Origin of the sequence: Solihabitans fulvus (genome assembly GCF_008386585.1) — a bacterium.
In the GTDB taxonomy this organism is placed as follows: domain Bacteria; phylum Actinomycetota; class Actinomycetes; order Mycobacteriales; family Pseudonocardiaceae; genus Solihabitans; species Solihabitans fulvus.
On sequence record NZ_VUOB01000046.1, the window covers coordinates 54790 to 78219 of the forward strand.

Here is a 23430-nt window from a genome sequence, read left to right on the forward strand (position 1 = left end):
CCTTGTGTCCGTTCGATTGTGCTGTGTGCGCGGGAAATCTCCTGGTCACTCGCCCTCGATGGCCGGCGGGTCGAGCAGGAGCACCGACGGCACCCGGTCGGGCAGGGCGAGGCGGAGCAGCCCGTGGCCGATTCCCGCCAGTCCGCAGAACAGGCCCGGCGTGGCGACGTTGCCCGGCGTGCCGCACCTCGGCCCGCCCCGATCCAGCTCGGCCAGCAGGAAGTTGGTGCGCCGGACCAGGGTAGCGGTCGCGTCCGCGCGGTGCCGCAGCCGCAACAACAGCTCCAGGTTGCCGAGTTCGCCGTGGCACAGGCAGTGGTTGGGCATCGGGCCCCTGGACTGCTCGGCGTCGAGGGCGAGTTCGAGGTCGGCGAGCACGGCGACGCGGGACGCGCCCTCGCCCAGCTGCGCCAGCACGTCCACGCGGGCCAGGCCGATGCCGGGGCCGCCGTGGCACCAGGCGTGCAGCACGGCCGACCCGCCGTCCCTGCCGCGCCGCAGGTCCGGCCAGCCGCGCGCGTCCCGTTGGTACAACTCGCGTTCAAAGTCGAAGCCGGCCAGCCCGGTCGCGGTCGCCCGCAGGTCGCCGCTGGCGGCCGCGTAGCGCAGCAACGCCCAGCTGATGCCGGCGGTGCCGTGCGAGAAGCCGGCGAGCGGCCGGTCCGCGCTGCTGGTGCGCCAAGCGAGCCCGGCGCCCGCTGGCGTCGCCAGCGACAGCAGCCGTTCCGCGCAGGCGGCCGCGGTGGCCAGCGCGTCGGCGTCTCCGGTGGCGCGGTGCACGGCGAGCATGGTGGCCAGGGTGCCGGCGCTGCCGCCGACGATGTCGAGCACCAGGTCGGTGGCCACCGCCTCGCGGCACAGGTCGACCAGGGCGGGCACGGGCTCGGCGACGGCCGGATCGCCCAGCAGTGCCGCGAGGTGCACCAGCCCGTAGGCCAGCCCGCTGAGCCCGCCGAGGCCGGCAGACTGGAGGTCCGGCGCCGCGCGCCGGTCGTCCCGCTCGACCAGCGCGGCGACCATCTGCGGGATCGGCGCGATCGCCCGGCGGGCGGCCTCGGTGAAGCGGTCCTCGCCGGTCAGCCCGCCGAGCTGGGCAAGGAACATCGCCACGCCGGTAAACCCGCCGTACAGCCCCAAGTTCAGCGGGCGCAGCGACCAGTGCCGCTCGTCGACGAGGTCGAGGCCGAGCCAGTTCACCCGGCGCGCGTCGCCGTGCGCGAGGGCGAGCAGCTCCGCGCCGACGCGCCGCGCGGCGTCGATCAGCCGCTCGGCGTCCGGGGCGCTGGCAGCGACGCCGCCGACGGGCGCGCTCGCGGTGAGCCGCACCTGGTCCGACGCCCTGCTGGCCATCGCCGCCCTGATCACCCACTCCTGCCTGGCTCGGTCCGCGCCGTCCAGCTCGCTGATCTTGCGGGCGACCCGGACCATGCTCGGCTCGTCCAGGACGTCGGGCAGCCGCACCCCTGCGCTGGTCCACAGGTCCCGGCTGCCCGGCCGGCCGAGGAAGATCGGCACGTCGCCGGCCCACAGGTCCTCGATCTCGTGCCGGACCAGTCGCGCCCGCAACGGGTCGTCGATCGACCTCGCCCACAGGAAGTCCAGGATGCGGTCCCGGTCGAGGCCGTCGCGCAGCACGTCGGGGTGGGTGGACTCGGTGAGCAGCCTGCCGTAGGTGCGGGTCGCCCGGACCAGCACCCTGATCTCGTCCTCGGCGAACGCGGCCACCAGCTCGATCAGCTCGCCGTGGTGGGCGGCCATCGCGTCGTAGGCGGCGCGGAACCCGCCGAGCAGCGCGTCGAGGTGGTCGGCTGGGTCAGCGTCGACCGCGCCGATCCTCGGCCGGTTCTGTCCACCTGCGAAGGTGGTGGCCGTGCGGGTCAGCCGCATCTCGTCGGTGCCGGCCGCGGCCCAGCCCGCGGCCTTCGTCGGCATCGGCGCGTCCTTGTCGCCGCCCATGCCCGACAGGTCGATGGCGCCCATCTCGCCGACGATCAGCCGAGGCAGCAGCGCGACCCGGTCGACCGATCGCGCCAGCGCGAGGCCGGCGGGGTCCTCGGCCAGCCAGTCCGGGCCGCCGAAGCCCAGCTGCGGGTGCAGCAGCGCCTCCAGGTCGACCAGGACGGGCTGGTCGCCGGACGCGATCAGGTTCTCGTAGTGGAAGTCCGCGCCGTCCAGCGCGTAGAGCAGGGCGAGCAGCGCGCCGAGCCGCCGGTAGTAGGCGTCGATCCCGGCGGTGTCCGCGCACGGCAGGTGGTCGGCGAACTGGATCCAGCCGTAGTCGCCCCGGTCCAGGACCGCGAGGCGCACCAGGTCCAGGCCGTCGACTCGGGTGTTCAGCCAGCTGACGACGTCGTTGAAGTGCCGGTGCACGGCGAGCGGCCGGGGCTTGTGGACCAGCCTGGCGCCGGAGGCGAACCGCAGCGTCGCCACCGCGCGACCGCGCTGGTGCGTGTCGCCGCTGGTGTCGACGGCCACCAGCGCGCCGGGGTCGACGCCGTGCAGGACGTCGCGGACGATCGCGGCGCGGTCCCGGTCGAAGCGGCCAAGCAGCTCGAACCGCGCGTCGGTGCGGCTCGTCGCGGTGTCGGCGAGCAGCCGCGCTAGCACCGGGTACTCCGTCCACAGCGCGGCGGCGTGCGCGGGCCGCCGGAAGTGTCGGACGAAGCCGGCGAACCGCTCCTCGGCGGTCGCGCCGTCGAGGCGGTCGGTGACGCGCAGGACGTTGAGTTCCAGCACCAGGGTGCGCGCGGCGAGCGAGACCAGCGTGTTGGCGAGCTGGCCGGCGAAGCCGGTGACCACGGCGTCCAGGTCCACGCCTGCGGCGGGCCGGAGGTCGCGACACCGCGCGGCGAGCCGGTCGCGCGCCCCCGCCACGAACGGCTCGACGACGGCGGCGAACCCGGCGAACCAGGTCGGCTCCTCGCTCGACGCTTGGTTCCTGTCGACCGGAGCCGACAGGGTGTCGGCGACGACGGCGGCCCAGGCCGGCCCACCCGCGGCCTCGGCCGGGGTGTCGGGATCCCCGGCCAGCAACGCGAGCAGGTCGGCCTCGGTCAGGTCGGCGGCGGCCAGCCTGCGGGCGAACCGGTCACCCTCGTCGAACCCGTGTGCCGCCCGCCACCTGGCGAACCTGCGCGCCGCGCCCTCGCAGGGCGGCACCACGGATCCGGCCCCCGCCGCCCGTCGCTCGGTCAGGTTCAGGCCACCCGCCCACCAGCCCGCACCGAGCACCGCGCCGTCGGGTGTGTCCACGTGTTCCGCCTCCCACCGACGCCCGCCGACCCTCGGTCAGGCTGCCGCACGTCCTCCCGTCCGGTCATGGGGGGTGCGCCCCCATATTTGGCATATGTGGCGCGCCGAGAGCGTTCCGGCGGGGAATGCGGGCGGGACGGCCCGCCGTTGCACCGGTGGATGAGCGCCCACGACCTGTTCGAGACCTCTGTGCGTGGCTGGGGCGAGTTCCCGGACAGCGAGCTGGCCAGGGCCCGGCGGCTGTTCCGGCCGGTGGCGCGGCCGCGCGGCGCGCTGCTCGCGCTGGCCGGCGAGCCCGCGAGCCAGGTCGCGTTCGTCGCGCGCGGCCTGGTGCGGCTCTACTACGCCGACGCGGACGGCCGCGAGCGGACGCATGGGTTCCGCGCGGAGGGCGAGCTGGTCTGCGCCTACCGCGCCGCCCTGCGCGACGAGCCGTCCCAGCTGTCCATCGCGGCCGTCGAGGCGTGCGAGCTGCTGGTCGCGCCGTTCGACGGGTTCCGGGAGCTGTGCGCGGGCCACCCGTGCTGGCGGGACCTGGTCGCGCGGCTGACCGAACAGCTGTACGTGCGGCAGGATCGTCGGCAGCGCGAACTGCTGCTGGACGACGCCGCCACCCGCTACCGGACCTTCGTCACCGAGCAGGCGCCGCTGGCCGCGCGGCTCACGCAACGGCTGATCGCCTCCTACGTCGGCGTCACGCCGGTCGCGCTCAGCCGGATCCGGCGGAGTGTTGATCTGGGTTAACGACAGGGCGTCAGGCGGCTCCTAGCGTTGCGCCGCATGACGATCATGCGTGTCGCGGCGGTCGACGAGTTCGGCCCCGTGGAGAACCTGCGTCCCCGCACGATGCCCGTGCGCGAGCCGGGGCCCGGCGAGGCGCTGATCCGGGTGACCGCCGCCGCGGTCAACCCGGCTGATCTCGGCATGTGCGAGGGGCGGTACCGGTGGCGCGAGCCGGTGCGTTTCCCGCTGGTGCCCGGCTACGACGTGGCCGGCGTGGTTGAGGTCGGCGCGCCGGGCTGGCCGGTCGGCACGGCGGTGATCGCGGCGACGGCGCACTCGCGGACCCAGGCCGGCGGGTACGCCGAGTACGTCACCCTGCCGACCGAGTACCTGGCGCCGGCCCCCGCCGGCCTCGACCCGGCGCACGCGGCCGCCATCCCGCTGGCCGGCCTCACGGCGGCGCGGGCGTTGGCCGCGTTGAACCTCGCGCCCGGTCGGACGCTGTTGGTGAACGGCCCGCACGGCTCGGTCGGCGGGTTCGCGGTGCAACTCGCCGAGGCCGCCGGTGTCGAGGTGCGGCCGTCCGGGCCCGTGGACGGCGTGCTGGACGTGATCGGCGGGGCCGCCGCGGTGGCCGCGTTCGCGGCCGTGCGAGACGGCGGGCGCTACGCGACCGTGGTGCCGGAGTTCTGGGTGGCGGGTGGAGTTTTCGCGCCGGCACGGGGAATCGAGCCCGTCTCGGTGCTGGTGGAGCCCGACGGCCTTCGGTTGGCGGAGCTGTCCCGGCTGGCCGACGCTGGCGTGCTGCGGCCAAGGGTGGCCAGGGTGCTGCCGCTCGCCGAGGCCGCCGAGGCGCACCGGCTGCTCGCGGCAGGCGGCCTACGCGGCAAGGTGATACTCAAACCGTGAGGTGATGTGGCTCACCCAACCGGTGATCGACCGGGGAGCGCGGAACTACCGTCTGGCCAGTTTCCCGCACCGGAAGGCCAGCCGTGTTCCTTGAGATTCGCACCTACCGTCTGAAGCCGGGCACCAGGGACGCGTTCCTGCGCGCCATGCGCGAGGAGGCCGTGCCGCTGCTCGTCGAGGCCGGCATCCGCGTGGTCGACTGCGGCCCGTCGCTGGTCGCCGAGGACGGCCACGAGGAGGCGTACCTGTTGCGCGCCTTCACTTCCCTCGCGCAGCACCGCGAGCAGGAGGACGCGTTCTACGGCAGCGACGCCTGGCGCCAGGGCCCCCGCGAGGCCATCGTGGGCCCGATCGAGACGCTGCACTCCGTGGTGGTCGAGACGTCCGAACAGGCCGTCGCGGCGCTCCAGCGGTACTGACGAGTACGACCGCCCCCGGCGGGGAAACCCGGCCGGGGGCGCGCGTTCGTGCCGTCGGGTCAGCCCAGTCCGGCGTGCTCGAAGGCGGCGCGGACGGTCTGGTCGAGCAGGACCGAGATGGTCATCGGGCCCACCCCGCCGGGCACCGGCGTGACCAGGTCGGCGCGGGACATCGCCTCGTCGAAGGCGACGTCGCCGACGTTTCCCTCGTTGTAGCCGGCGTCCACCACCACGGCGCCGGGCTTGAGCCAGTCGCCCCTGACGAACTCCGGCCTGCCCACCGCCGCCACCACGATGTCCGCCGTGCGCACGATCGCGGGCAGGTCCTGGGTCTTGGAGTGGCAGACGGTGACGGTCGCGTCGCGCGCGAGCAGCAGCATCGCGACGGGCTTGCCGAGGATCGGGCTGCGCCCGATGACGACGGCGTGCCGGCCAGCCGGGTCGACGCCGTGGTGGTCGAGCAGCCGCATGATGCCGCCGGGCGTGCAGGAGTCGTACCCCGGCAGGCCGAACGCCATGGCGGCGAACGAGTGCATGGTGACGCCGTCGACGTCCTTGCCTGCCGCGATCGCCTCGAACGCCGCGCGCTCGTCGATCTGCGCGGGAACGGGGTGCTGCAACAGGATGCCGTCCACCTCGGGATCCTCGGACAGCGCGGTGAGCGCGGCGACGAGCTCCTCGGTGCTCGTCGTGTCCGGCAGCGCCACGTGCCGCGACTCGATGCCGGCCTGGCGACACCGGTTCTGCTTCATCCGAACGTAGGTGACGGACGCCGGGTCGTCGCCGACGAGCACGGTGGCGAGGCAGGGCCGACGGCCGGCCCGCTGGTGGAAGTCCTCGCTGCGGCGCGCGGTGTCGGCGGCGAGGTCCTTGGCGAGCCCGTTACCGAGCATCAGTCGGGCGGAAGTGATCTCTGGCACGTGCGGCTCCTCGGGCGTGGGTACCGATCTGCCCAGGCGCGCGGCTCGCGGCCGGCTCCGCGCCGGCCAAGCCGCTCCCCGGTGGTGCCCCACCTGAACGCCAGTCACGACTCGGCACCAGCGTAACCGATCCGGTGGCGTTACCGAAAGTCTCCGCGTCACGCCATTGTGGATGGTCGCGCGCAGGGGACTGATACCCAAGAGGACGCACCGAAAACCTCGCCCAGCCGCTGTCCCCTCAGCCATGCTCTGCGCAATCCCCGATCGAGACCAACCAGAAGAATCGAACACCCATGACCTGCATTGCCTCCGTCGGCACCGCGCTGCCCGGCGAACCCGTCGACAATGCGACCCTGGCCGCACGGCTCGGCGTCTCCGAGCGCTGGATCCGGGCGTTCATCGGCACCAGGAGCCGGCACTTCAGCCTGGACATCAACACCGGCGACCGCACGTGCACCATGGCCGAGCTCGGCGCGCGGGCCGCACGGCAGGCGATGGATCGGGCCGGGCTGACCGCCAAGGACGTCGGCTTCCTGGTGCTCGCCACGGCCACGCCGGACGACCTCATGCCGGCGACCGTCAACCGGGTGGCGGATCTGTTGGGAGTCAACGACATCCCCACCTACCAGTTGCAATCCGGCTGCGCGGGCGCGGTGCAGGCGCTCGACCTCGGCACGATGTTGATCGCCAGGGGGCATCGGGCCGGGCTCGTGCTCGGCGCGGAGTCGTGCGCCAGGCACCTCCGGTTCGACCTCGACTGCACGAACCTGCCGAACCGCGAGTTGGTCAACTACGTGCTGTTCGGCGACGCCGCAGGGGCCGCGGTGCTGACCGCCGAGCCGGTCGCCGGCGGGATGGCCGTGCGAACGGTGCTCAACCAGCTCATCGGCCTCGGTCAGCAGCCGGGACAGCAGATCCGCTGGTACGGGGCGGTCGGCAAGCAGGACGACGAGCCCGCGATCGCCGAGGACTACAAGGCGATCGAGCGCCGGGTTCCCGTGCTGGCCGGCGAGATCCTCCAGTGGCTGCTGGGCGAGACCGAGTGGACGGCCGACGACGTCGACTTCCTGCTGCCGCCGCAGCTGTCGGTGAAGATGACCGGCCGCATCGTCGAGGAACTTGGCCTGCCGCGCGCGAAGGAGATCAGCTGCGTCGGCGAGACCGGCAACACCGGCAACGCGCTGCCGTTCCTCCAGCTCGACCTGATGGGCGGCCTGCCGCCGGGGCAGAAGGCGGCCGTGATCGCCGTCGAGTCCAGCAAGTGGATCAAGGGTGGCTTCGCGTTGGAGGGTGTGTGACCGAGGGCCTGCCCGGCTGGGACCGGGCGCGCCTGGTCGCCGAGTATCCGGCCGTGCCGGCCGCTCTCGCGGCGCTGTCGGCGGCCGACCAGCTGCGGGTCGGACGTCGGCTGGCGCGGCTGGACCCGGCCGACGTCCTGGCCGAACATCCTGACACGCCAACGGTGGACGCACATCAGCGCGGAGTTCACCGTGGCCCCGCTGTTCGCGCCGCTCACGGTCGCGCTGGCCCGCGACGGCCTGCTGCTGCGGACCGGCGCGGCCGCGGCCGCCGGGGCGACGACCGTGCACCTGCTCGACGCGTTCACGATCTTCCGTGACGTGCCCAATCCCTGGCAGGTCGAGGACGTGCGGGCGGCGCTGCGCCGGACGCTGGCCGGCCTGCCGGCCGGGCCGCGCGTCCTCAACACGGTGCCGCTCCCCCGCGCTCTGGCGCACCAGCTCGTCGACCACGCGTCGCGGGCCGCGCTCGGCATCGCGTGGCGCGAGTTCACCATCGAGCTGCTGCGGCTCGGCGAACGGCCCGACACCACGGTGATCGACCTGGACGTCCTGCTGACCGACACGGGTCCGCTGGACGACGCCAGGACACGGCTGCACGCCAACCTGCATTTCGGCGAGGAAGTCCTTGCCGTGTATGCGATCGAGGTGGCCGCCGCGCTGCGGGCCGGGCGCGGCCGCAAGGTTCTCGTGCTCGACCTGGACGGCACGCTGTGGGGCGGTGTGCTCGGCGACGACGGCCCCGACGGGATCGACGTCGGCGGCCCAGGAGCGGGACTGGCCTTCACCGAGGTGCAGCGGGTGGCCAGGCAGCTCGCCGCGCAGGGCGTGCTGCTCGCCGTGTGCAGCAAGAACGATGCCGAGCTGGTGGCGGAAACCCTGCGCACCCACCCGGACCTGACCCTGCGCGACACCGACTTCGTCGCCGTGCTGGCGAACTGGGAGCCCAAGGACCGCAACCTGGTCGAACTGGCCGACCGCGTCGGGCTCGCCCTGGACAGCTTCGTGTTCCTGGACGACAGCCCGTTCGAGCGGGCCGTGGTGCGCGGCAGCCTGCCCGAGGTGGCCGTCGTCGACCTGTCCGAGGACCCCGCCGAGCACGTCAGCAGGCTGCTCGCCGGCGGCTGGTTCACGGTGCCGTCGGTGACCGAGGAGGACCGCGCGCGGTCGGTCGCCTACCGGGCAACGGCTCGCTCGCTAGCCGAACACCTCACGGACCTCGACACCGAGGTGGAGGTGTTCCGGCCGACGGCGGTGCACGCGGCCAGGCTGGCGCAGCTCAGCCAGCGCACCAACCAGTTCAACCTGACCGGGATCCGGCTCGACGAGGCGGCCGTGACCACGCGGCTCGGCGACCTGGTCGCCGTGCGGGTCCGCGACCGGCACGGCGAGCACGGCCTCGTCGGGGCGGTGCTGACTCGCCGCGACGGCGACGTGCTGACCCTGGAGAACGCGCTGTTGAGCTGCCGCGTGTTCGACCGTCAGGTGGAAACCGCCTTCCTGCGGGCCGTCCTCGCGCACGCCGCCGACACCGGGATCACCGAGGTGCGGGGCGACTACCGGCCGACCGCACGCAACCGGCGGTTCGCGGACTTCTATCCACGGCACGGATTCCGCGCCGTTGGCGAGCACTACCGGCACGACCTCGCGGAGCTGCCGCCCGGGGTGCCGCACATCAACCTGGGAGGAAACCTATGACCCGCACCGAGTTCACCGCCCTGCTCGACTCGGAGCTCGGCCTCGACTACGGCCCCGACGACCTCGACCGCCCCTTCGACCAGCTCGGCGACTGGGACTCGGTGAACCTGCTGCACCTGGTCACCGTCCTGGAGCGACAGGGCGCGCGGAAGTTCGACGTGGTGGAGCTGTTGTCCGCCAAGAGCCTCGCCGACGTCCACGCGCTGGCGTACTGACACGCTGCCGCCGCCCAAGGGTTCCTCGTCCCTGGGCGGCGGCAGCACCGGCGCGATGCGGACGGCGCGCGGGCTCAGGGTCTTGTCCGGGTCGACGTCAGGGATGACCCGGATGCGATCGACGGGACCGTGTGCCAGGCTCCACTGGCGGGTCCGCCGCCCGTCGAGCTGAGTTCTGCGATATCCGTCGACAGCGAAGGAGAACCGGGGCGTAGTGATCCCACCCAAGGATGAACGTCAGGCACAACAGATGGTCGACAAGCTCATGGTCCTCGTCGAGGCGTATCGGGCCGCGGAGACCGCAGGCACGTCAACACGGACGATCTCCCATGCCGGATGGCACCCGGGCGCGCGACTCGGGGCCAACACTCCCGACGGAGAACTGTTGGCCTACAACGACTCCGGCGACGAAGCCTCCTGTGTGCTCCGCGCGGGCCAACGCACCCTCTGCAACGTCCATGTCGGTGGGCATGGCCGTGACTTCACCGAACGCCCCTACACGGTGTGGAGCGTGTCGCCCGGCCTGACCGGCGCACTCGCCCCGCACGCCGTGAAGCTGGAGCTGATCGGTGACGACGAGACTGCGATCCCGGCCGACGTCGTGGCGCACACCTTCGCCGTCGAGACCGCGTTCGGCCTGCCGAGCGAGCGCAGACTGAGCGAACTGCGGGCGACGGGAACGGCGTCGAAACACGACGAGGTGACCGCGGTGTGGGAGGTCATCGACGAGGCGCGGGAGAAGCTGCGCGAGCTGACAGTCCGGGTCTACGACAACACCGACACCGTGTTGTACGAGGGACCCGCGCTCACCGGCGACAAGTAGCGGCCAGACTCGCGACGGCCGAGGTCACCTAGGCCGCGGCCCGCAGTGCCGTGGCCGACAAAGCCGAGCGGCACGCCGAAGGCCGTGGTCGACACACCTCGGTGCTCCGGCCCGCGGATCCCGCGGGCCGGGGCACCGGCGCCTCGTCGGCGGGTCAGTCTCGCTGCCCGCGTCGCCGAGCGATCAGCACGAACAGGACGCCCGCCGCGAGCAGGGCGAGGCCGCCGAGCAGTGCCGGGTAGATCACCGCGCCGGTGAAGGCCACGACCGGCGGCGTGGGTCGCAGCGGCGTGGTGGTCCGGCACGCCGGGTCGGTGGAACCCCGGGCGCAGTTGGTGCCAGGGGTGTCGGAGAACACCGCGTTGCGCAGGTTCTGGTCACCGCCGACCGGGTCGTTGACCTTGACTGAGTAGGTGACGGTCGCGGTCGCCCCGACTGGCAGGTCACCGGTCCAGGTCAGCTCCGGCTTGGCGTAGCTGGTGGTGCCGATGATGGCGGTGGCGTCGTCGCGGTAGGTCGCGTCGTCGAGCACGCCGGTCAGGTCGTCGGTGAACGTCGCGCCGGTGAGCGGAACCTGCCCGGTATTGCGCACGGTCACCCGGTAGGTCAGCATGTCGCCCGCGCCGGCCTGCGTGCTGTCGGCGGTCTTGGCGACGGCCATGCCGGCGATCGGTGTGGTGGTGCCGCACTTGGGATCCCTAGAACCCGGCGGGCAGCTGGCTCCCGGGGTGGCGGAGCCGACCGCGTTGCGCAGCTGGAAGTCCCCAGTGGGCACGGCGTGCACGGTCACGGTGTAGGTGATCGTCGCGCTCGTTCCGACGGGCAGATCGCCGGTCCAGGTCAGTGTCGGCGCGGTGTAGTTGGTCGAGCCGAGGGTGGCCTTGGCGTCGGCGTTGTAGGTGGCGTTGGGCAGGACGCCGGTCAGGTCGTCGGTGAGGGTCGCGCCCTTCAGCTCCGTCTGGCCGCTGTTGGTGGCCGTGACCGTGTAGGTGACCGTGTCGCCTGGCTTGGCGTTGGCCCTGTCGGCCTTCTTGGTGATGTCCAGGCGCGGCACCAGAACGGTGGCCGAGCAGTTCGGGTCAAGCCCGCCGACGTCCAGTCTGGCTGGCATGGGCAGCGGGCAGTTGCTACCCGGTGTGCTGGAGGTGACCACGTTGCCGAGCTTCTTGTCGCCGGTGGGTGGGTCGTTCACGGTGACCGTGTAGGTGACGGTCGCGGTCGCGCCGATGGCCAGGTCGCCGGTCCAGGTCAGCTTTGGCGCGGTGTAGGTGGTGGCACCGGTGGTGGCCTTGGCGTCGGCGTTGTACTTCGCGTCGTCGACGACCTGGGTCATGTCGTCGGTGAAGGTCGCGCCGGTCAGCCCGGTCTGGCCGCTGTTGGTGACGGTGACGGTGTAGGTGACCGTGTCGCCCGGCTTGGCCTGGGTGGTGTCGGCCTTCTTCACGATGGTCAGGCCGGGAAGCGGGGTCACCGTGCGGCACTTGGGATCGGTCGACCCCGGCGGGCAGTTACCGCCAGGAGTGTCGGAGGTGACGGCGTTCGTGAGCTTGTGGTCGCCGGTGATGGGATTGTTGACCCTGATGCTGTAGGTGATCGTCGAGGTGGCGCCGACCGGTAGATCGCCGGTCCAGGTCAGCTTTGGCTTGGTGTAGCCGGTGGTGCCGGCTCCCCCCGGGCTGACCGCAGCGTCGTTGTTGTAGGTCGCGTCGTCCAGGACGCCCGACAGGTCGTCGGTGAACGACGCGCCGTTCTGCGGAGTCTGGCCCGTGTTGCGCACCGTCACGGTGTACTTGACGACCTCGCCGGGCTTAACGGGATCGGTGGGCTTCGCCCCGTCACGCGTCGCGACCTTGCTGATCTCCAGGCCCGCGATCCGGGTTGTGGTGCCGCACTTGGGATCCGTGGAGCCGGGCGGGCAGTTGCCGCCAGGAGTGTCCGAGGTGACCGCGTTGGTAAGCGTGAAATCGCCCTTGACCGGGTCATTCACGGTCACGCTGTAGGTCACCGTGGAGGTCGCGCCGATCGGCAGGTCACCGACCCAGGTCAGTCTGGGCGCGGTGTAGGCGGCCGCGCCGATGGTCGCGGACTGGTCGCTGTTGAACGCCGCGTCGTCCAACACCTTCGTCAGGTCATCGGTGAACGTCGCCTTGGTTTGAACGGTCTGGCCGGTGTTCTTCACCGTGACCATGTAGGTCACCTTGTCGCCCGGCTTGGCGTTCTTCCTGTCGGCGACCTTCGTGATCTCCAGACCGGCGATCGGCGTTGTGGTGCCGCACTTCGGATCCGTCGAACCGGTCGGGCAGTTGCCGCCGGAGGTCTCGGAGGTGATCGCGTTGGTGAGCTTGAAATCGCCCTTGACCGGGTTGTTCACGGTGACGCTGTAGGTGACCGTGGAGGTCGCGCCGATGGGCAGGTCGCCGACCCACGTCAGTGTGGGTGCGGAGTAGGTCGGCGTGCCGATGGTGGCCTTCTGGTCGTTGTCGAACGTCGCGTCATCGACCACCTGCGACAGGTCGTCGGTGAAGGTCGCCTTGGTTTGGACAGTCTGGCCGGTGTTCTTCACCGTGACGGTGTAGGTCACCTTGTCGCCCGGCTTGGCGTCCTTCTTGTCCGCGACCTTCGTGATCTCCAGACCGGCGATCGGCGTTGTGGTGCCGCACTTGGGATCCGTGGAACCGGGCGGGCAGTTGCCGCCAGGAGTGGTGGACGTGACGGCGTTCGTCAGCGTGAAGTCGCCCTTGACTGGCTTGTTCACCGTCACGCTGTAGGTCACCGTGGCGGTTGAACCGATCGGCAGGTCGCCGATCCAGGTCAGCTTCGGCGCGGTGTAGGTGGGCGTGCCGATGGTCGCCGACTGGTCGTTGTTGAAGGTCGCGTCGTCGATGACCTTGGTCAGGTCGTCCGTGAAGGTCGCGCCCGTCTGCACGGTCTGACCGGTGTTCTTCACCGTGACGGTGTAAGTCACCTTGTCGCCCGGCTTGGCGTTGGTCTTGTCCGCGACCTTGATGATTTCCAAGCCCGCGATCGGCGTTGTGGTCCCGCACTTGGGATCCGTGGAACCGGGTGGGCAGTTACCGCCGGGAGTGTCGGACGTGACGGCGTTGAGCAAGGTGAAGTCGCCCTTGATGGGGTTGTTCACCGTCACGCTGTAGGTCACCGTCGCCGTCGCACCGATCGGTAGATCGCCGAGCCAGGTCAGCTTCGGGGCCGTGTACGTCGGCGTGCCGATGGTGGCCGACTGATCGTTGTCGAAGGTCGCGTCGTCGATGACCTTGGTCAGGTCGTCGGTGAAGGTCGCGCCCGTCTGGATGGCCTGACCGGTGTTCTTCACCGTGACGGTGTAAGTGACCTTGTCGCCCGGCTTGGCGTCCTTCTTATCTGCGACCTTCGTGATCTCCAGACCGGCGATCGGCGTTGTGGTGCCGCACTTCGGATCCGTCGAACCCGCAGGACAGTTGCCACCAGGAGTGGTGGACGTGACGGCGTTGGTGAGCTTGAAGTCGCCCTTGACCGGATTGTTCACCGTCACGCTGTAGGTGACCGTCACTGTCGCGCCGATGGGCAAGTCACCGACCCACGTCAACTTCGGCGCAGCGTAGGTGGATGTACCGATGGTCGCGGACTGGTCGTTGTTGAAGGTGGCGTCATCCACGACCTGCGACAGGTCGTCGGTGAAACTTGCACCCGCCTGAACGGTCTGACCGGTGTTCTTCACCGTCACCGTATAGGTCACCTTGTCGCCCGGCTTGGCATCCTTCTTGTCCGCGACCTTGCTGATCTCCAGACCCGCGATCGGGGTTGTCGTGCCGCACTTCGGGTCTGTGGAACCGGGCGGACAGTTACCGCCAGGAGTGTCCGAGGTGACCACGTTGGTCAGCTTGAAATCGCCCTTGACGGGGTTGTTCACCGTCACGCTGTACGTCACCGTCGACGTCGCGTCGATCGGCAGGTCACCAACCCACGTCAACTTCGGAGCCGCATAGGTGGGCGTGCCGATGGTCGCCGACTGATCGCTGTTGAACGCCGCGTCATCGACCACCTGCGACAGGTCATCGGTGAACGTCGCGCCCGCCTGCACAGTCTGACCGGTGTTCTTCACCGTGACGGTGTAAGTGACCTTGTCGCCCGGCTTGGCATTCGCCTTGTCGGCGACCTTGTGGATCTCCAGGCCAGCGATCGGCGTTGTGGTGCCGCACTTGGGATCCGTCGATCCCACTGGGCAGTTGCCGCCGGGGGTATCGGACGTGACCGCGTTCGCGAGCGTGAAGTCGCCGGTCACCGGGTTGTTCACCGTCACGCTGTACGTCACCGTCGACGTCGACCCGATCGGCAGATCGCCAACCCACGTCAACTTCGGAGCCGCATAGGTCGCGGTGCCGATGGTCGCGGACTGATCGCCGTTGAACGCCGCGTCGTCGATGACCTTGCTGAGGTCGTCGACGAACGTCGCCCCGGTCTGGACGGTCTGACCGGTGTTCCTCACCGTCACTGTGTACGTGACCTTGTCGCCGGGCTTCGCGTTGGTCTTGTCCGCTGTCTTGGTGATCTCGAGACCTGCGATCGGCGTTGTTGTGCCGCACTTGGGATCCTTGGAACCCGCAGGACAGTTGCCGCCAGGGGTGTCCGATGTGACTGCGTTGGTCAGCTTGAAGTCACCCTTAACCGGGTTGTTCACCGTCACGCTGTACGTCACCGCCGAAGACGCACCAACCGCCAAATCACCAACCCACGTCAGCTTCGGGGCCGCGTAGGTCGCCGCACCGACCGTGGCCGACTGATCGCCGTTGAACGCCGCGTCGTCCACCACCCGCGACAGATCGTCAGTGAACGTCGCCTTGGTTTGGACGGTCTGACCGGTGTTCCTCACCGTGACCGTGTACGTGATCTTGTCACCAGGCTTGGCGTTTGCCTTGTCAGCCTTCTTGATGATCTCCAGACCGGCGATCGGCGTCGTCGTCCCACACTTCGGATCCTTCGAACCCGCAGGGCAGTTGCCACCAGCGGTGTCGGACGTGACGGCATTGGTCAACGTGAAGTCGCCCGTAACTGGGCTGTTCACCGTCACGCTGTACGTCACCGTTGCGGTCGCGCCGATCAGCAAATCACCAACCCACGTCAGCTTCGGCGCTGCATAGGTCGCCGCACCGACCGTGGCCGACTGATCGCTGTTGAACGCCGCGTCGTCCACCACCCGCGACAGGTCATCGGTGAACGTCGCGCCGGTCTGCACGGTCTTGCCCGTGTTCCTTACCGTGACTGTGTAGGTGACCTTGTCGCCCGGCTTCGCGTCCTTCTTGTCCGCTGTCTTGGTGATCTCCAGGCCAGCGATCGGGGTTGTGGTGCTGCACTTCGGGTCCGTGGAACCGGGCGGACAGTTGCCGCCGGGAGTGTCCGAAGTGACCGCGTTCGTCAGCGTGAAATCGCCCTTGACCGGATTGTTCACCGTCACGCTGTAGATCACCGTTGCGGTCACACCGATCGGCAGGTCACCCAACCACGTCAACTTCGGGGCCGCGTAGGTCGCCGCACCGACCGTCGCGGACTGATCGTTGCTAAACGCCGCATCGTCGACCACCTGCGACAGGTCATCGCTGAAGGTCGCGCCCGTCTGCACGGTCTGACCGGTGTTCTTCACCGTCACCGTGTACGTGACCTTGTCACCGGGCTTGGCGTTTGCCTTGTCAGCCTTTTTGATGATCTCCACGCCGGCAATCGGCGTCGTCGTCCCACACCTCGGATCCTTCGACCCCGTAGGACAGTTGCCACCAGGGGTGTCGGACGTGACGGCGTTGGTGAGTGTGAAGTCACCCGCCACCGGCTTGTTCACCGTCACGCTGTAAGTGACCGTTGCGGTCGCGCCGATCGGCAGGTCGCCCAACCATGTCAGCTTCGGAGCCACGTAGGTCGCCGTGCCGATGGTCGCGGACTCGTCGTTGTTGAACGCCGCGTCGTCCACGACCTTGGACAGGTCATCGGTGAAGGTCGCGCCCGTCTGCACGGTCTGACCGGTGTTCTTCACCGTCACCGTGTAGGTCACCTTGTCGCCGGGCTTCGCGTTCGCCTTGTCCGCGACCTTGCTGATGTCCAGGCCCGCGATCGGCGTCGTCGTCCCGCACTTGGGATCCTTCGAACCCGCAGGGCAGTTGCCACCGGGAGTGTCCGACGTGACGGCATTGGTCAACGTGAAGTCACCCGTCACCGGGTTGTGCACCGTCACGCTGTACGTCACCGTTACGGCCGCGCCGATCGACAAATCACCAACCCACGTCAACTTCGGAGCCGCATAGGTCGCTGCACCGACCGTCGCGGACTGATCGCCGTTGAATGTCGCGTCGTCGACCACCTGCGAGAGATCATCGGTGAACGTCGCGCCCGTCTGCACGGTCTGGCCGGTGTTCCTCACCGTCACCGTGTACGTGACCTTGTCGCCGGGCTTCGCGGTGGCGGGGCTCGCCTTCTTCTCGATGCTGAGGCCGGCGATCGGCGTCGTGGTGCGGCACTTGGGGTCGGTGGATCCCGGCGGGCAGTTGCCGCCTGGGGTGTCGGACGTGACCGCGTTGGTGAGCGTGAAGTCGCCCGTCACCGGATCCTTGACCGTCACGCTGTAGGTGACCGTCGAGGACGCACCGATCGGCAGGTCGCCAACCCACGTCAGCTTCGGCGCCGCATAGGTCGCCGCACCGACCGTGGTCGACTGATCGCCGTTGAACGCCGCGTCGTCGACCACCCGCGACAGATCGTCGGTGAACGTCGCGCCCGTCTGCACGGTCTGGCCGGTGTTCCTCACCGTCACCGTGTACGTGACCTTGTCGCCGGGCTTCGCATTCGCCTTGTCCGCGACCTTGTGGATCTCCAGGCCCGCGATCGGCGTCGTCGTCCCGCACTTCGGATCCGTTGACCCGGCAGGACAGTTACTGCCCGGCGTCGTGGAGGTGACCGCGTTGGTGAGCGTGAAGTCGCCCGTCACCGGATCCTTGACCGTCACGCTGTAGGTGACCGTTGAGGACGCACCGATGGGCAGGTTGCCGGTCCAGGTCAGCTTCGGGGCCGCGTAGGTCGCCGTGCCGATGGTTGCGGACTCGTCGCTGTTGAACGTCGCGTCGTCCAACACCTTCGTGAGGTCATCGGTGAACGTCGCATTCGTCAGCGGCGTCTGGCCGGTGTTGCGCACGGTGACCGTGTAGCTCACGGTGTCGCCGGGCTTCGCGTCGGTCTTGTTGGCGGCCTTGCTGATCGCGATGCCCGACACCGGCGTCGTGGTGGCGCACTTCGGATCCGTCGACCCCGTCGGGCAGTTGTTCCCCGGCGTGCCCGACGTGATCGCGTTGGCCAGCTTGTGATCCCCGGCCGCTGGGTTGTGCACCGTGACCGAGTAGCTGATGGTCGCCGTCGCGCCGACCGCGAGGTCGCCGGTCCAGGTCAGCTTCGGGGCCGCGTAGGTCGTCGCGCCGATGTCCGCGGTGGCCGTGCCGCTGAACGTCGCGTCGTCCACGACGCCGGTCAGGTCGTCGGTGAATGTGGCTGCGGTCAGTACCGTCTTTCCGGTGTTGCGGACCGTCACCGTGTAGGTCACCGTGTCGCCCGGGTTCGCCGAGCTCCTGTCCGCCTTCTTCTCGATCGTCATGCCCGGCAACGACGTGGTGGTCGAGCACGTCGGGTCGGTTGCCCCCGGCGGGCAGTTGCCCGGCACGCTGGTGCTGACCACGTTGTGCAGCTGGTGGTCCCCGGTGATCGGGTTGTGCACCGTCACCGAGTAGGTGACCGTCGCCGACTCGCCGACGGCCAGGTCGCCGGTCCAGGTCAGCGTGGGCGCGGCGTAGGTCGCCGTGCCGATGGTCGCGGACTGGTCGCCGTTGAACGTCGCGTCGTCCACGACGCCAGTCAGGTCGTCGGTGAACGTCGCCGCCTGCGCGCCGCTCAGCGGCACCTGACCGGTGTTGGTCACCGTGACCGTGTACTTGACTGTGTCGCCGGGGTTCGCGGCCTGCTTGTCCGAGGTCTTCCTGACCGTCAGTTCCTTGCCCGGCGTGGTGGTGCTGCACGACGGATCCGTTGACCCAGCGGGACAGTTGTTGCCCTGCGTGGTCGAGGTGACCACGTTGTTGAGCTTCTTGTCGCCTGGGTCGGGATTCTTCACGGTGACGGTGTAGGTGACGGTCGCCGACGCGCCGACCGCGAGCGTGCCCGTCCACGTCAGCTTGGGCGCGGCGTAGCCGACCGCGCCGGCCCCGGTGGGGCTGACCGCGGCGTTGTTGTTGTAGGTCGCGTCGTCCAGGACGCCCGTCAGGTCGTCGGTGAACGTCGCGCCGGTCTGGACGGTCTGGCCGGTGTTGCTGACGGTGATCGTGTACGTCACGGTGTCGCCCGGCACGACCTGGGTCTTGTTGCCGGTCTTGACGATCCGCAGGCCGGAGATCGGAGTGGAGGTCGCGCACTTCGCGTCCGTGGAGCCGGACGGACAATTGCCGCCGGGCGTCGTGGACGTCACCACGTTGCCCAGCCGGTGATCCCCGGTGTCTGGCTTGTTCACCGTCACCGAGTACGTGACCGTCGCCTGCGCACCGATCGCGAGGTCGCCCGTCCAGGTCAGCTTCGGCGCGGCGTAGGTGGCCGAGCCGGCCGATGCCGACTGGTCGCCGTTGAACCTCGTGTCGTCCACGACGCCGGTCAGGTCGTCGGTGAAAGTGGCTCCGGACAACGCGGTCTGGCCGGTGTTCTTGACGACGACGGTGTAGGTGACCTTGTCGCCGGGGTTGGCGCTGGTCTTGTCGACCGTCTTGCTGATCTCGATGCCGGAGACCGGCGTCGTGGTGGAACAGCCCGGATCCGTCGAGCCGGCAACGCAGTTGTTGCCGGGCGTCGTGGACGTGATCGCGTTGACCAGCTTGTGCGCGCCGGTCGCCGGGTTCCTGACCGTCACCGAGTAGGTGACCGTCGCCGACTCGCCGACCTTCAGGTTGCCCGTCCACGTCAGTCTCGGCGCGCTGTAGCTGGTGGTGCCGAGCGTGGCCTTGTCGTCGTTGTTGTAGGTGGCCTGGTCGACGACCTTGGACAGGTCGTCGGTGAGGGTCGCGCCGGTCTGCGTGGTCTGACCAGTGTTGGTCACCGTCACCGTGTAGGTGACCTTGTCGCCGGGGTTCGCGCTGGCCCTGTCCGCCTTCTTCGCGATCGTCAGCCCGGCGATAGGCGTTGAGGTCGCGCACTTCGCGTCCGTCGAACCCGCCGCGCAGTTCGTGCCCGGCGTGGTCGAGGTGACCACGTTGTCCAGCTTGAAGTCGCCAGGCACGGGGTTCTTCACCTTGACCGAGTAGGTGATCGTCGCCGTGGCGCCCACGTCGAGGTCGCCTGACCAGGTCACCTTCGGGGAGCCGAAGCTCGCCGTGCCCGTGCTTGCGGTGATGCTGCCGGCGACGAAGTCCGCGTCGTCGAGGACCTTGGACAGGTCGTCGGAGAACGTCGCGACCTGCTTGCCAGTGAGCTTCACGTCGCCGGTGTTCTTCACTGTGACCGTGTACTTCACCGCGTCGCCGGGGGCGGCGGACTGTCTGTCGACCGACTTGGCGATCTCGGCCCTCGGCGTGCCGACCTTCACCACGGTGACCTTGGTGTCGGTGGAGTTCGGTGGCCCCGTCGGCGTTTCCCGGTAGACGCCGAGAGCGCTGTTGCGGATCTCCGAGCCCGGCGCGATGTCGTCGCGCACCTTCACCTTGAAGGTGACCGTCCAGGTGGTGCCGCCGTCGACGGTGCCGCCCCCGGTCGGGGTCGAGCTGGTGCCGATGGCCACCTTGATGCCCGAGGACGCGCTGAAGCCCTCAGAGTCCGGCACGGCAGTGGCGGTGCCACTTGGCGGTTTGCGGGTGATCGAGCCGGGCACGTAGTCGGTGCCCGCCGGGATCCTGTCCTGGATGACGCTGGCGAACGCCTGGTCCGTGCCGTCGTTGCGGCCGGTGATCGTGTAGGTCAGCGTGTCGCCGATCCTGGCTGGGTTGTTGCCCTGGTCGTTGACCACCGACTTGTCCACGATCAGACAGCCCGCGGTGCCGAACAGGACGCCGTCGAGGAAGTTGCCCTGCGTCTTGTCTCCGCCGGCCGCCGAGATGGAGGCGAAGGCGAACCGGGTGGTCGTCTGCCCGGCCGGCACGGTGTAGGTCCCGCGCCACTCCCCCCACTTCGAGTTGCCGTCGGTGATGTTCGTGCTCGACGCGCCGGTCGGCGTCTGCGCGACCAGGGTTCCGTTCGGCGCGCCGATCTGCACCTGCATGGTGTCATTGCCCTGGCGACCGCGATGGAAGATCCGCCAGCTCAACGCCTGCCCCGGCGTGGTGGCCAGGTCCTGGAACAGCGTGCCGACCTCGTTGGCGTTCAGTTCGGCGAACTGGTTGCCGTCCGCCGACGGCACGCCGTTCGCGCCGCTCTTCCAGAACTCGACCTTGTGGTCGGACGCGGTGGTGATCCACCCCGGCACGCCGCCGGGTTTGGTGGCGTCGTCGTAGAACTGGACGTTCTGGGAGTTGACCGGCTGTTCGAAGCTGCCGTTGGTCAGGGAGACCTTGGACGGGCACGCGCCGCCCTTCCTCGGCACGAACGACGTCGTGGAGCACCGGTCGTCGGACGAGCCCGCCGTGCAGTTGCTGCCGCGCGAGTTCGAGGTGACCACGTTGGCCACCTTCCGGTTCCCGCTGGACGGGTCGTTGACCGTCACCGAGTAGGTGACCGTCGCCGACTGGCCGGGGTCGAGTTGGTTGGACCACGCCAACGTCGAGCCGGTGACGGTGGCCGTGCCGAGCGTGGCGGCAACGTCCCTGTTGTAGGCGGCGTCGTCGAACACGTCGCTCAGGTCGTCCTGGAGCTGGGCGGACCGCAGCGATGCCTTACCGCTGTTCGAGGCGGTCACGGTGTAGGTGATCTTCTGGCCTGGCAACACCGTCGAGCCGGTTGGCGGGTCAGACGCCTTCGACAGCACCAGGTTGGGGTCGTTGCCGGTGTTCGTGACCGTGCACGCGATGTCGGTGCCGATGCCCAGCGCCGCCTTGCGCGAGGTTCCGCCGGCTCCGGACAGCGTCGTGTCCGGCTGGCCTCCCCTGGTGCACGACCAGTTCTGCTGGTAGTCCGACAGGAGCGTCCCGCTGTCCGCCGACTCCTCCAACGTGTACTCGACGGCGGGATTGCCGCCGAGCACGAACTGTTGGCCGGTGCTGGCGCTGGTCGCGCCGCCGGTGGACGCGGTCGCCACCGTGTTCGCGTTCGGACCGGTGATCTTCAGGCTGAACGAGTCGGTCGGGTTGACCTGCTTCTGGACGCTCTTGGACAGCGTCAGCCGGGAGAGCACCACCCCGAACGCGACGGCCTGACGCCCGCCGGTCACGAACGACCCGGCGACCCTGGTCGGCTCGGTCGCCATGGTGACGATGTCCCCGACGCTGCCGTTGGAGTTTCCGGTGCAGTTCACCGACGTCGTGCCGATTCCCGTCAGCCCGCCGCCACAGCCAGCGGTGTAGCCCGCGGGCGTGACGTTGTCCAGCAGGCTGATGTTCTTGTCCGAGGAGAGCGTCAGCTGCTCGCCGGTGTTGGTCGACTCGGCGTCGGCCATGACGAAGCCGAAACCCTTCTGGGCGTTGCCCTTGGCGTCGGTCACGGCGATGTTGTCCAACGTGATCGTGCCGTTCGACCCGGCGGGAGAGCCGTTGTCCGTGTGCAGCGCGGGCTTTCCCGGGGTGTTCTTGTACGCGTCCTTGCCGATCGGCGTTCCCGACCAGGTCGGGAACGCCGACGCGCTGACCGGCCGCCGGCCCGCGCTGCCAGCGGTGTGCTTGATCGTGAAGGACACCGTGATGTCGGGCGTGATCTGCACCGACATGCTCTGGCCGCTCGCGCTCTGCGCCGAGGCGGGGTTGAACGAGGACATGTCCAGCCAGCAGATCGTGGTCGCGAACGGTCCCCCGGTGCCGAAGCCGCACCCGGTCGGGTCCGCGCGCGACGTCGCCGCGTCCGACCTCGGTGCGTCCGGCTTCGGCGCGGTCGAGGCGTCGGCGGCGGGTGGCGGGGACTGCGGTGCGGTCGCCTGGATCGGCACCTGGTAGTCCTCGACCTCGCCGGAGTCGGCCCGCCCGCTCGGGCTGCGTACCTGGCCGGCGTCGTAGCCGATCCGGAACCTGGCCCACGCCAGGCCGTCCCGCACCTCGTCGGGCACCGTCCACGCCAGGGTCGCGTGGTCGGCGCCCGGCGCGACCTCGGCGGTGGCCAGTTCGGCACCGTCGAACGAGCCGTTGCCGTTGAAGTCGATCCAGCCCGCCACCGTCGCGGCGCTCGACCCCGCCGTCACCGGGACCCGCACCGTGTAGCGCTCGCCCCTGCCCGCCGCTGCCGGGAACTCCGGGCCGGCGTCGCGGGTCGGGCCCGCGCCGAGGAACACGTCCGACACCACGTGCGAGGCCGCGCCGAAGGTCGCCGGCGCGGTGCCGGCGACCTCGTCCACGGACGCCGACAGCGCGATCGGGTTGTCTGGCGGTGCGTCCGCGTCGCCGCCGACGCTCGTCCGCCGGGTGTCCACGGCCAGGGTCACGCTGGACACCGTGCCGGTCAGCTCGACCGTGCCACAGCCGAGCCCGTCACCGCAGTCCGCGCGCCCGGGACTCGGGTCGGTCGGGGTGACGCCGGACGGTTCGACCGCCCACCGGGAGCCCGGGAAGCCGGCCACGGCGCGCATCGCCGGGGCCGCTGGCGGGCCGGCGGTGACGCGCAGCCGGGACTGCCGGGGGCCGTTCGGCGAGGAGCCGCCCAGGTTGCCGAGGTTCAGGCGCGGGTTGCGCACGGGCCGGGAGAACGAGACCGTCACCGTGCCCGACGGCCGAAACTCCCCGTCCGCCGGCAGGTCCTGCGCGACCACGATGCCCCGCGCGGAGCTCCCGGAGACGTCCTGCCCGCCGTAGGCGCCGGCGGGCATCGTGGCGCCGCCCTCGGCACGCAGCGACCCGCCGACGCCCTGGGCCTCGAAGTCCACCGACAGCCCGGAGGGCAGCGTCTGCACGCTCCTGCTGGTCTCCGTCGCCCTTGGACCGGCCGAGGCCGGACCGGGTGCGCCGGCCACCACCGCAACCACGGCAAGAGCGGCCGCCAACCTGATCCCGCACGCCGACCGCATCGTGTTCCCCTGTCCATGGACAACTGCGACAC

At 70.0% G+C, this 23430-nt stretch carries 10 protein-coding genes and 1 riboswitch; of the genes, 7 read left to right on the plus strand and 3 right to left on the minus strand.

All coding sequences use genetic code 11. From position 1 onward, the window contains the following. Nucleotides 1-45: 45 nt before the first annotated feature. Nucleotides 46-3252: a type 2 lanthipeptide synthetase LanM family protein gene (locus F0L68_RS25200; protein WP_149852276.1), complete on the minus strand. Its 3207-nt coding sequence runs from the start codon at nt 3250-3252 to the stop codon at nt 46-48. A 159-nt stretch (nt 3253-3411) separates the two neighbouring features. Between F0L68_RS25200 and F0L68_RS25205 the strand changes: the two genes are divergently transcribed. From F0L68_RS25205 to F0L68_RS25215, 3 genes are all read left to right on the plus strand, one after another. Then, entirely contained in the window at nt 3412-3996 is a 585-nt protein-coding gene (locus F0L68_RS25205) for a Crp/Fnr family transcriptional regulator (protein WP_188316819.1), read from the plus strand. Between the two features lie 36 nt (nt 3997-4032). After that, a complete protein-coding gene (locus F0L68_RS25210; protein WP_149852278.1) occupies nt 4033-4884 on the plus strand; it encodes an NADP-dependent oxidoreductase in 852 nt (283 codons plus the stop codon). A gap of 83 nt (nt 4885-4967) precedes the next feature. Then, on the plus strand, nt 4968-5303 hold the full coding sequence (locus tag F0L68_RS25215; protein ID WP_149852279.1) for an NIPSNAP family protein: 336 nt from the start codon (nt 4968-4970) through the stop codon (nt 5301-5303). A 59-nt stretch (nt 5304-5362) separates the two neighbouring features. Here the strand turns inward: F0L68_RS25215 and F0L68_RS25220 are convergent, their stop codons facing one another. Then, the gene (locus F0L68_RS25220; protein ID WP_188316824.1) at nt 5363-6196 is read right to left on the minus strand and encodes a bifunctional 5,10-methylenetetrahydrofolate dehydrogenase/5,10-methenyltetrahydrofolate cyclohydrolase; all 834 of its coding nucleotides are present in this window, start codon (nt 6194-6196) and stop codon (nt 5363-5365) included. Nucleotides 6197-6246: 50 nt separating this feature from the next. Next, a riboswitch (ZMP/ZTP riboswitch) is annotated at nt 6247-6341 on the minus strand. 175 nt (nt 6342-6516) lie between these two features. Here F0L68_RS25220 and F0L68_RS25225 point away from each other — a divergent pair. The 4 genes from F0L68_RS25225 (at nt 6517) to F0L68_RS25240 (ending at nt 10257) form a co-directional block, all read left to right on the plus strand. Beyond that, a complete protein-coding gene (locus tag F0L68_RS25225) occupies nt 6517-7521 on the plus strand; it encodes a 3-oxoacyl-ACP synthase III family protein (RefSeq protein WP_149852280.1) in 1005 nt (334 codons plus the stop codon). Between the two features lie 192 nt (nt 7522-7713). Next, entirely contained in the window at nt 7714-9219 is a 1506-nt protein-coding gene (locus tag F0L68_RS25230) for an HAD-IIIC family phosphatase (RefSeq protein WP_188316820.1), read from the plus strand. Next, complete coding sequence (locus tag F0L68_RS25235; RefSeq protein ID WP_149852282.1) at nt 9216-9434, plus strand: phosphopantetheine-binding protein; 219 nt, start codon at nt 9216-9218, stop codon at nt 9432-9434. The genes F0L68_RS25230 and F0L68_RS25235 overlap by 4 nt, the downstream gene beginning before the upstream one ends. Before the next feature lie 250 nt (nt 9435-9684). Further along, on the plus strand, nt 9685-10257 hold the full coding sequence (locus F0L68_RS25240) for a hypothetical protein (protein WP_223199118.1): 573 nt from the start codon (nt 9685-9687) through the stop codon (nt 10255-10257). A 154-nt stretch (nt 10258-10411) separates the two neighbouring features. Here the strand turns inward: F0L68_RS25240 and F0L68_RS25245 are convergent, their stop codons facing one another. Further along, entirely contained in the window at nt 10412-23398 is a 12987-nt protein-coding gene (locus F0L68_RS25245) for a DUF7927 domain-containing protein (protein WP_149852284.1), read from the minus strand. Nucleotides 23399-23430 lie beyond the last annotated feature (32 nt).

What these genes read in the sequence shown, in the direction of transcription:
- F0L68_RS25225 (WP_149852280.1), top strand. Translation starts at nt 6,517, where the DNA reads ATGACCTGCATTGCCTCCGTCGGCACCGCGCTGCCCGGCGAACCCGTC.
- F0L68_RS25240 (WP_223199118.1), top strand. Translation starts at nt 9,685, where the DNA reads ATGGTCGACAAGCTCATGGTCCTCGTCGAGGCGTATCGGGCCGCGGAG.
- F0L68_RS25220 (WP_188316824.1), bottom strand. Translation starts at nt 6,196, where the DNA reads ATGCTCGGTAACGGGCTCGCCAAGGACCTCGCCGCCGACACCGCGCGC.
- F0L68_RS25210 (WP_149852278.1), top strand. Translation starts at nt 4,033, where the DNA reads ATGACGATCATGCGTGTCGCGGCGGTCGACGAGTTCGGCCCCGTGGAG.
- F0L68_RS25235 (WP_149852282.1), top strand. Translation starts at nt 9,216, where the DNA reads ATGACCCGCACCGAGTTCACCGCCCTGCTCGACTCGGAGCTCGGCCTC.
- F0L68_RS25245 (WP_149852284.1), bottom strand. Translation starts at nt 23,398, where the DNA reads ATGCGGTCGGCGTGCGGGATCAGGTTGGCGGCCGCTCTTGCCGTGGTT.
- F0L68_RS25205 (WP_188316819.1), top strand. Translation starts at nt 3,412, where the DNA reads ATGAGCGCCCACGACCTGTTCGAGACCTCTGTGCGTGGCTGGGGCGAG.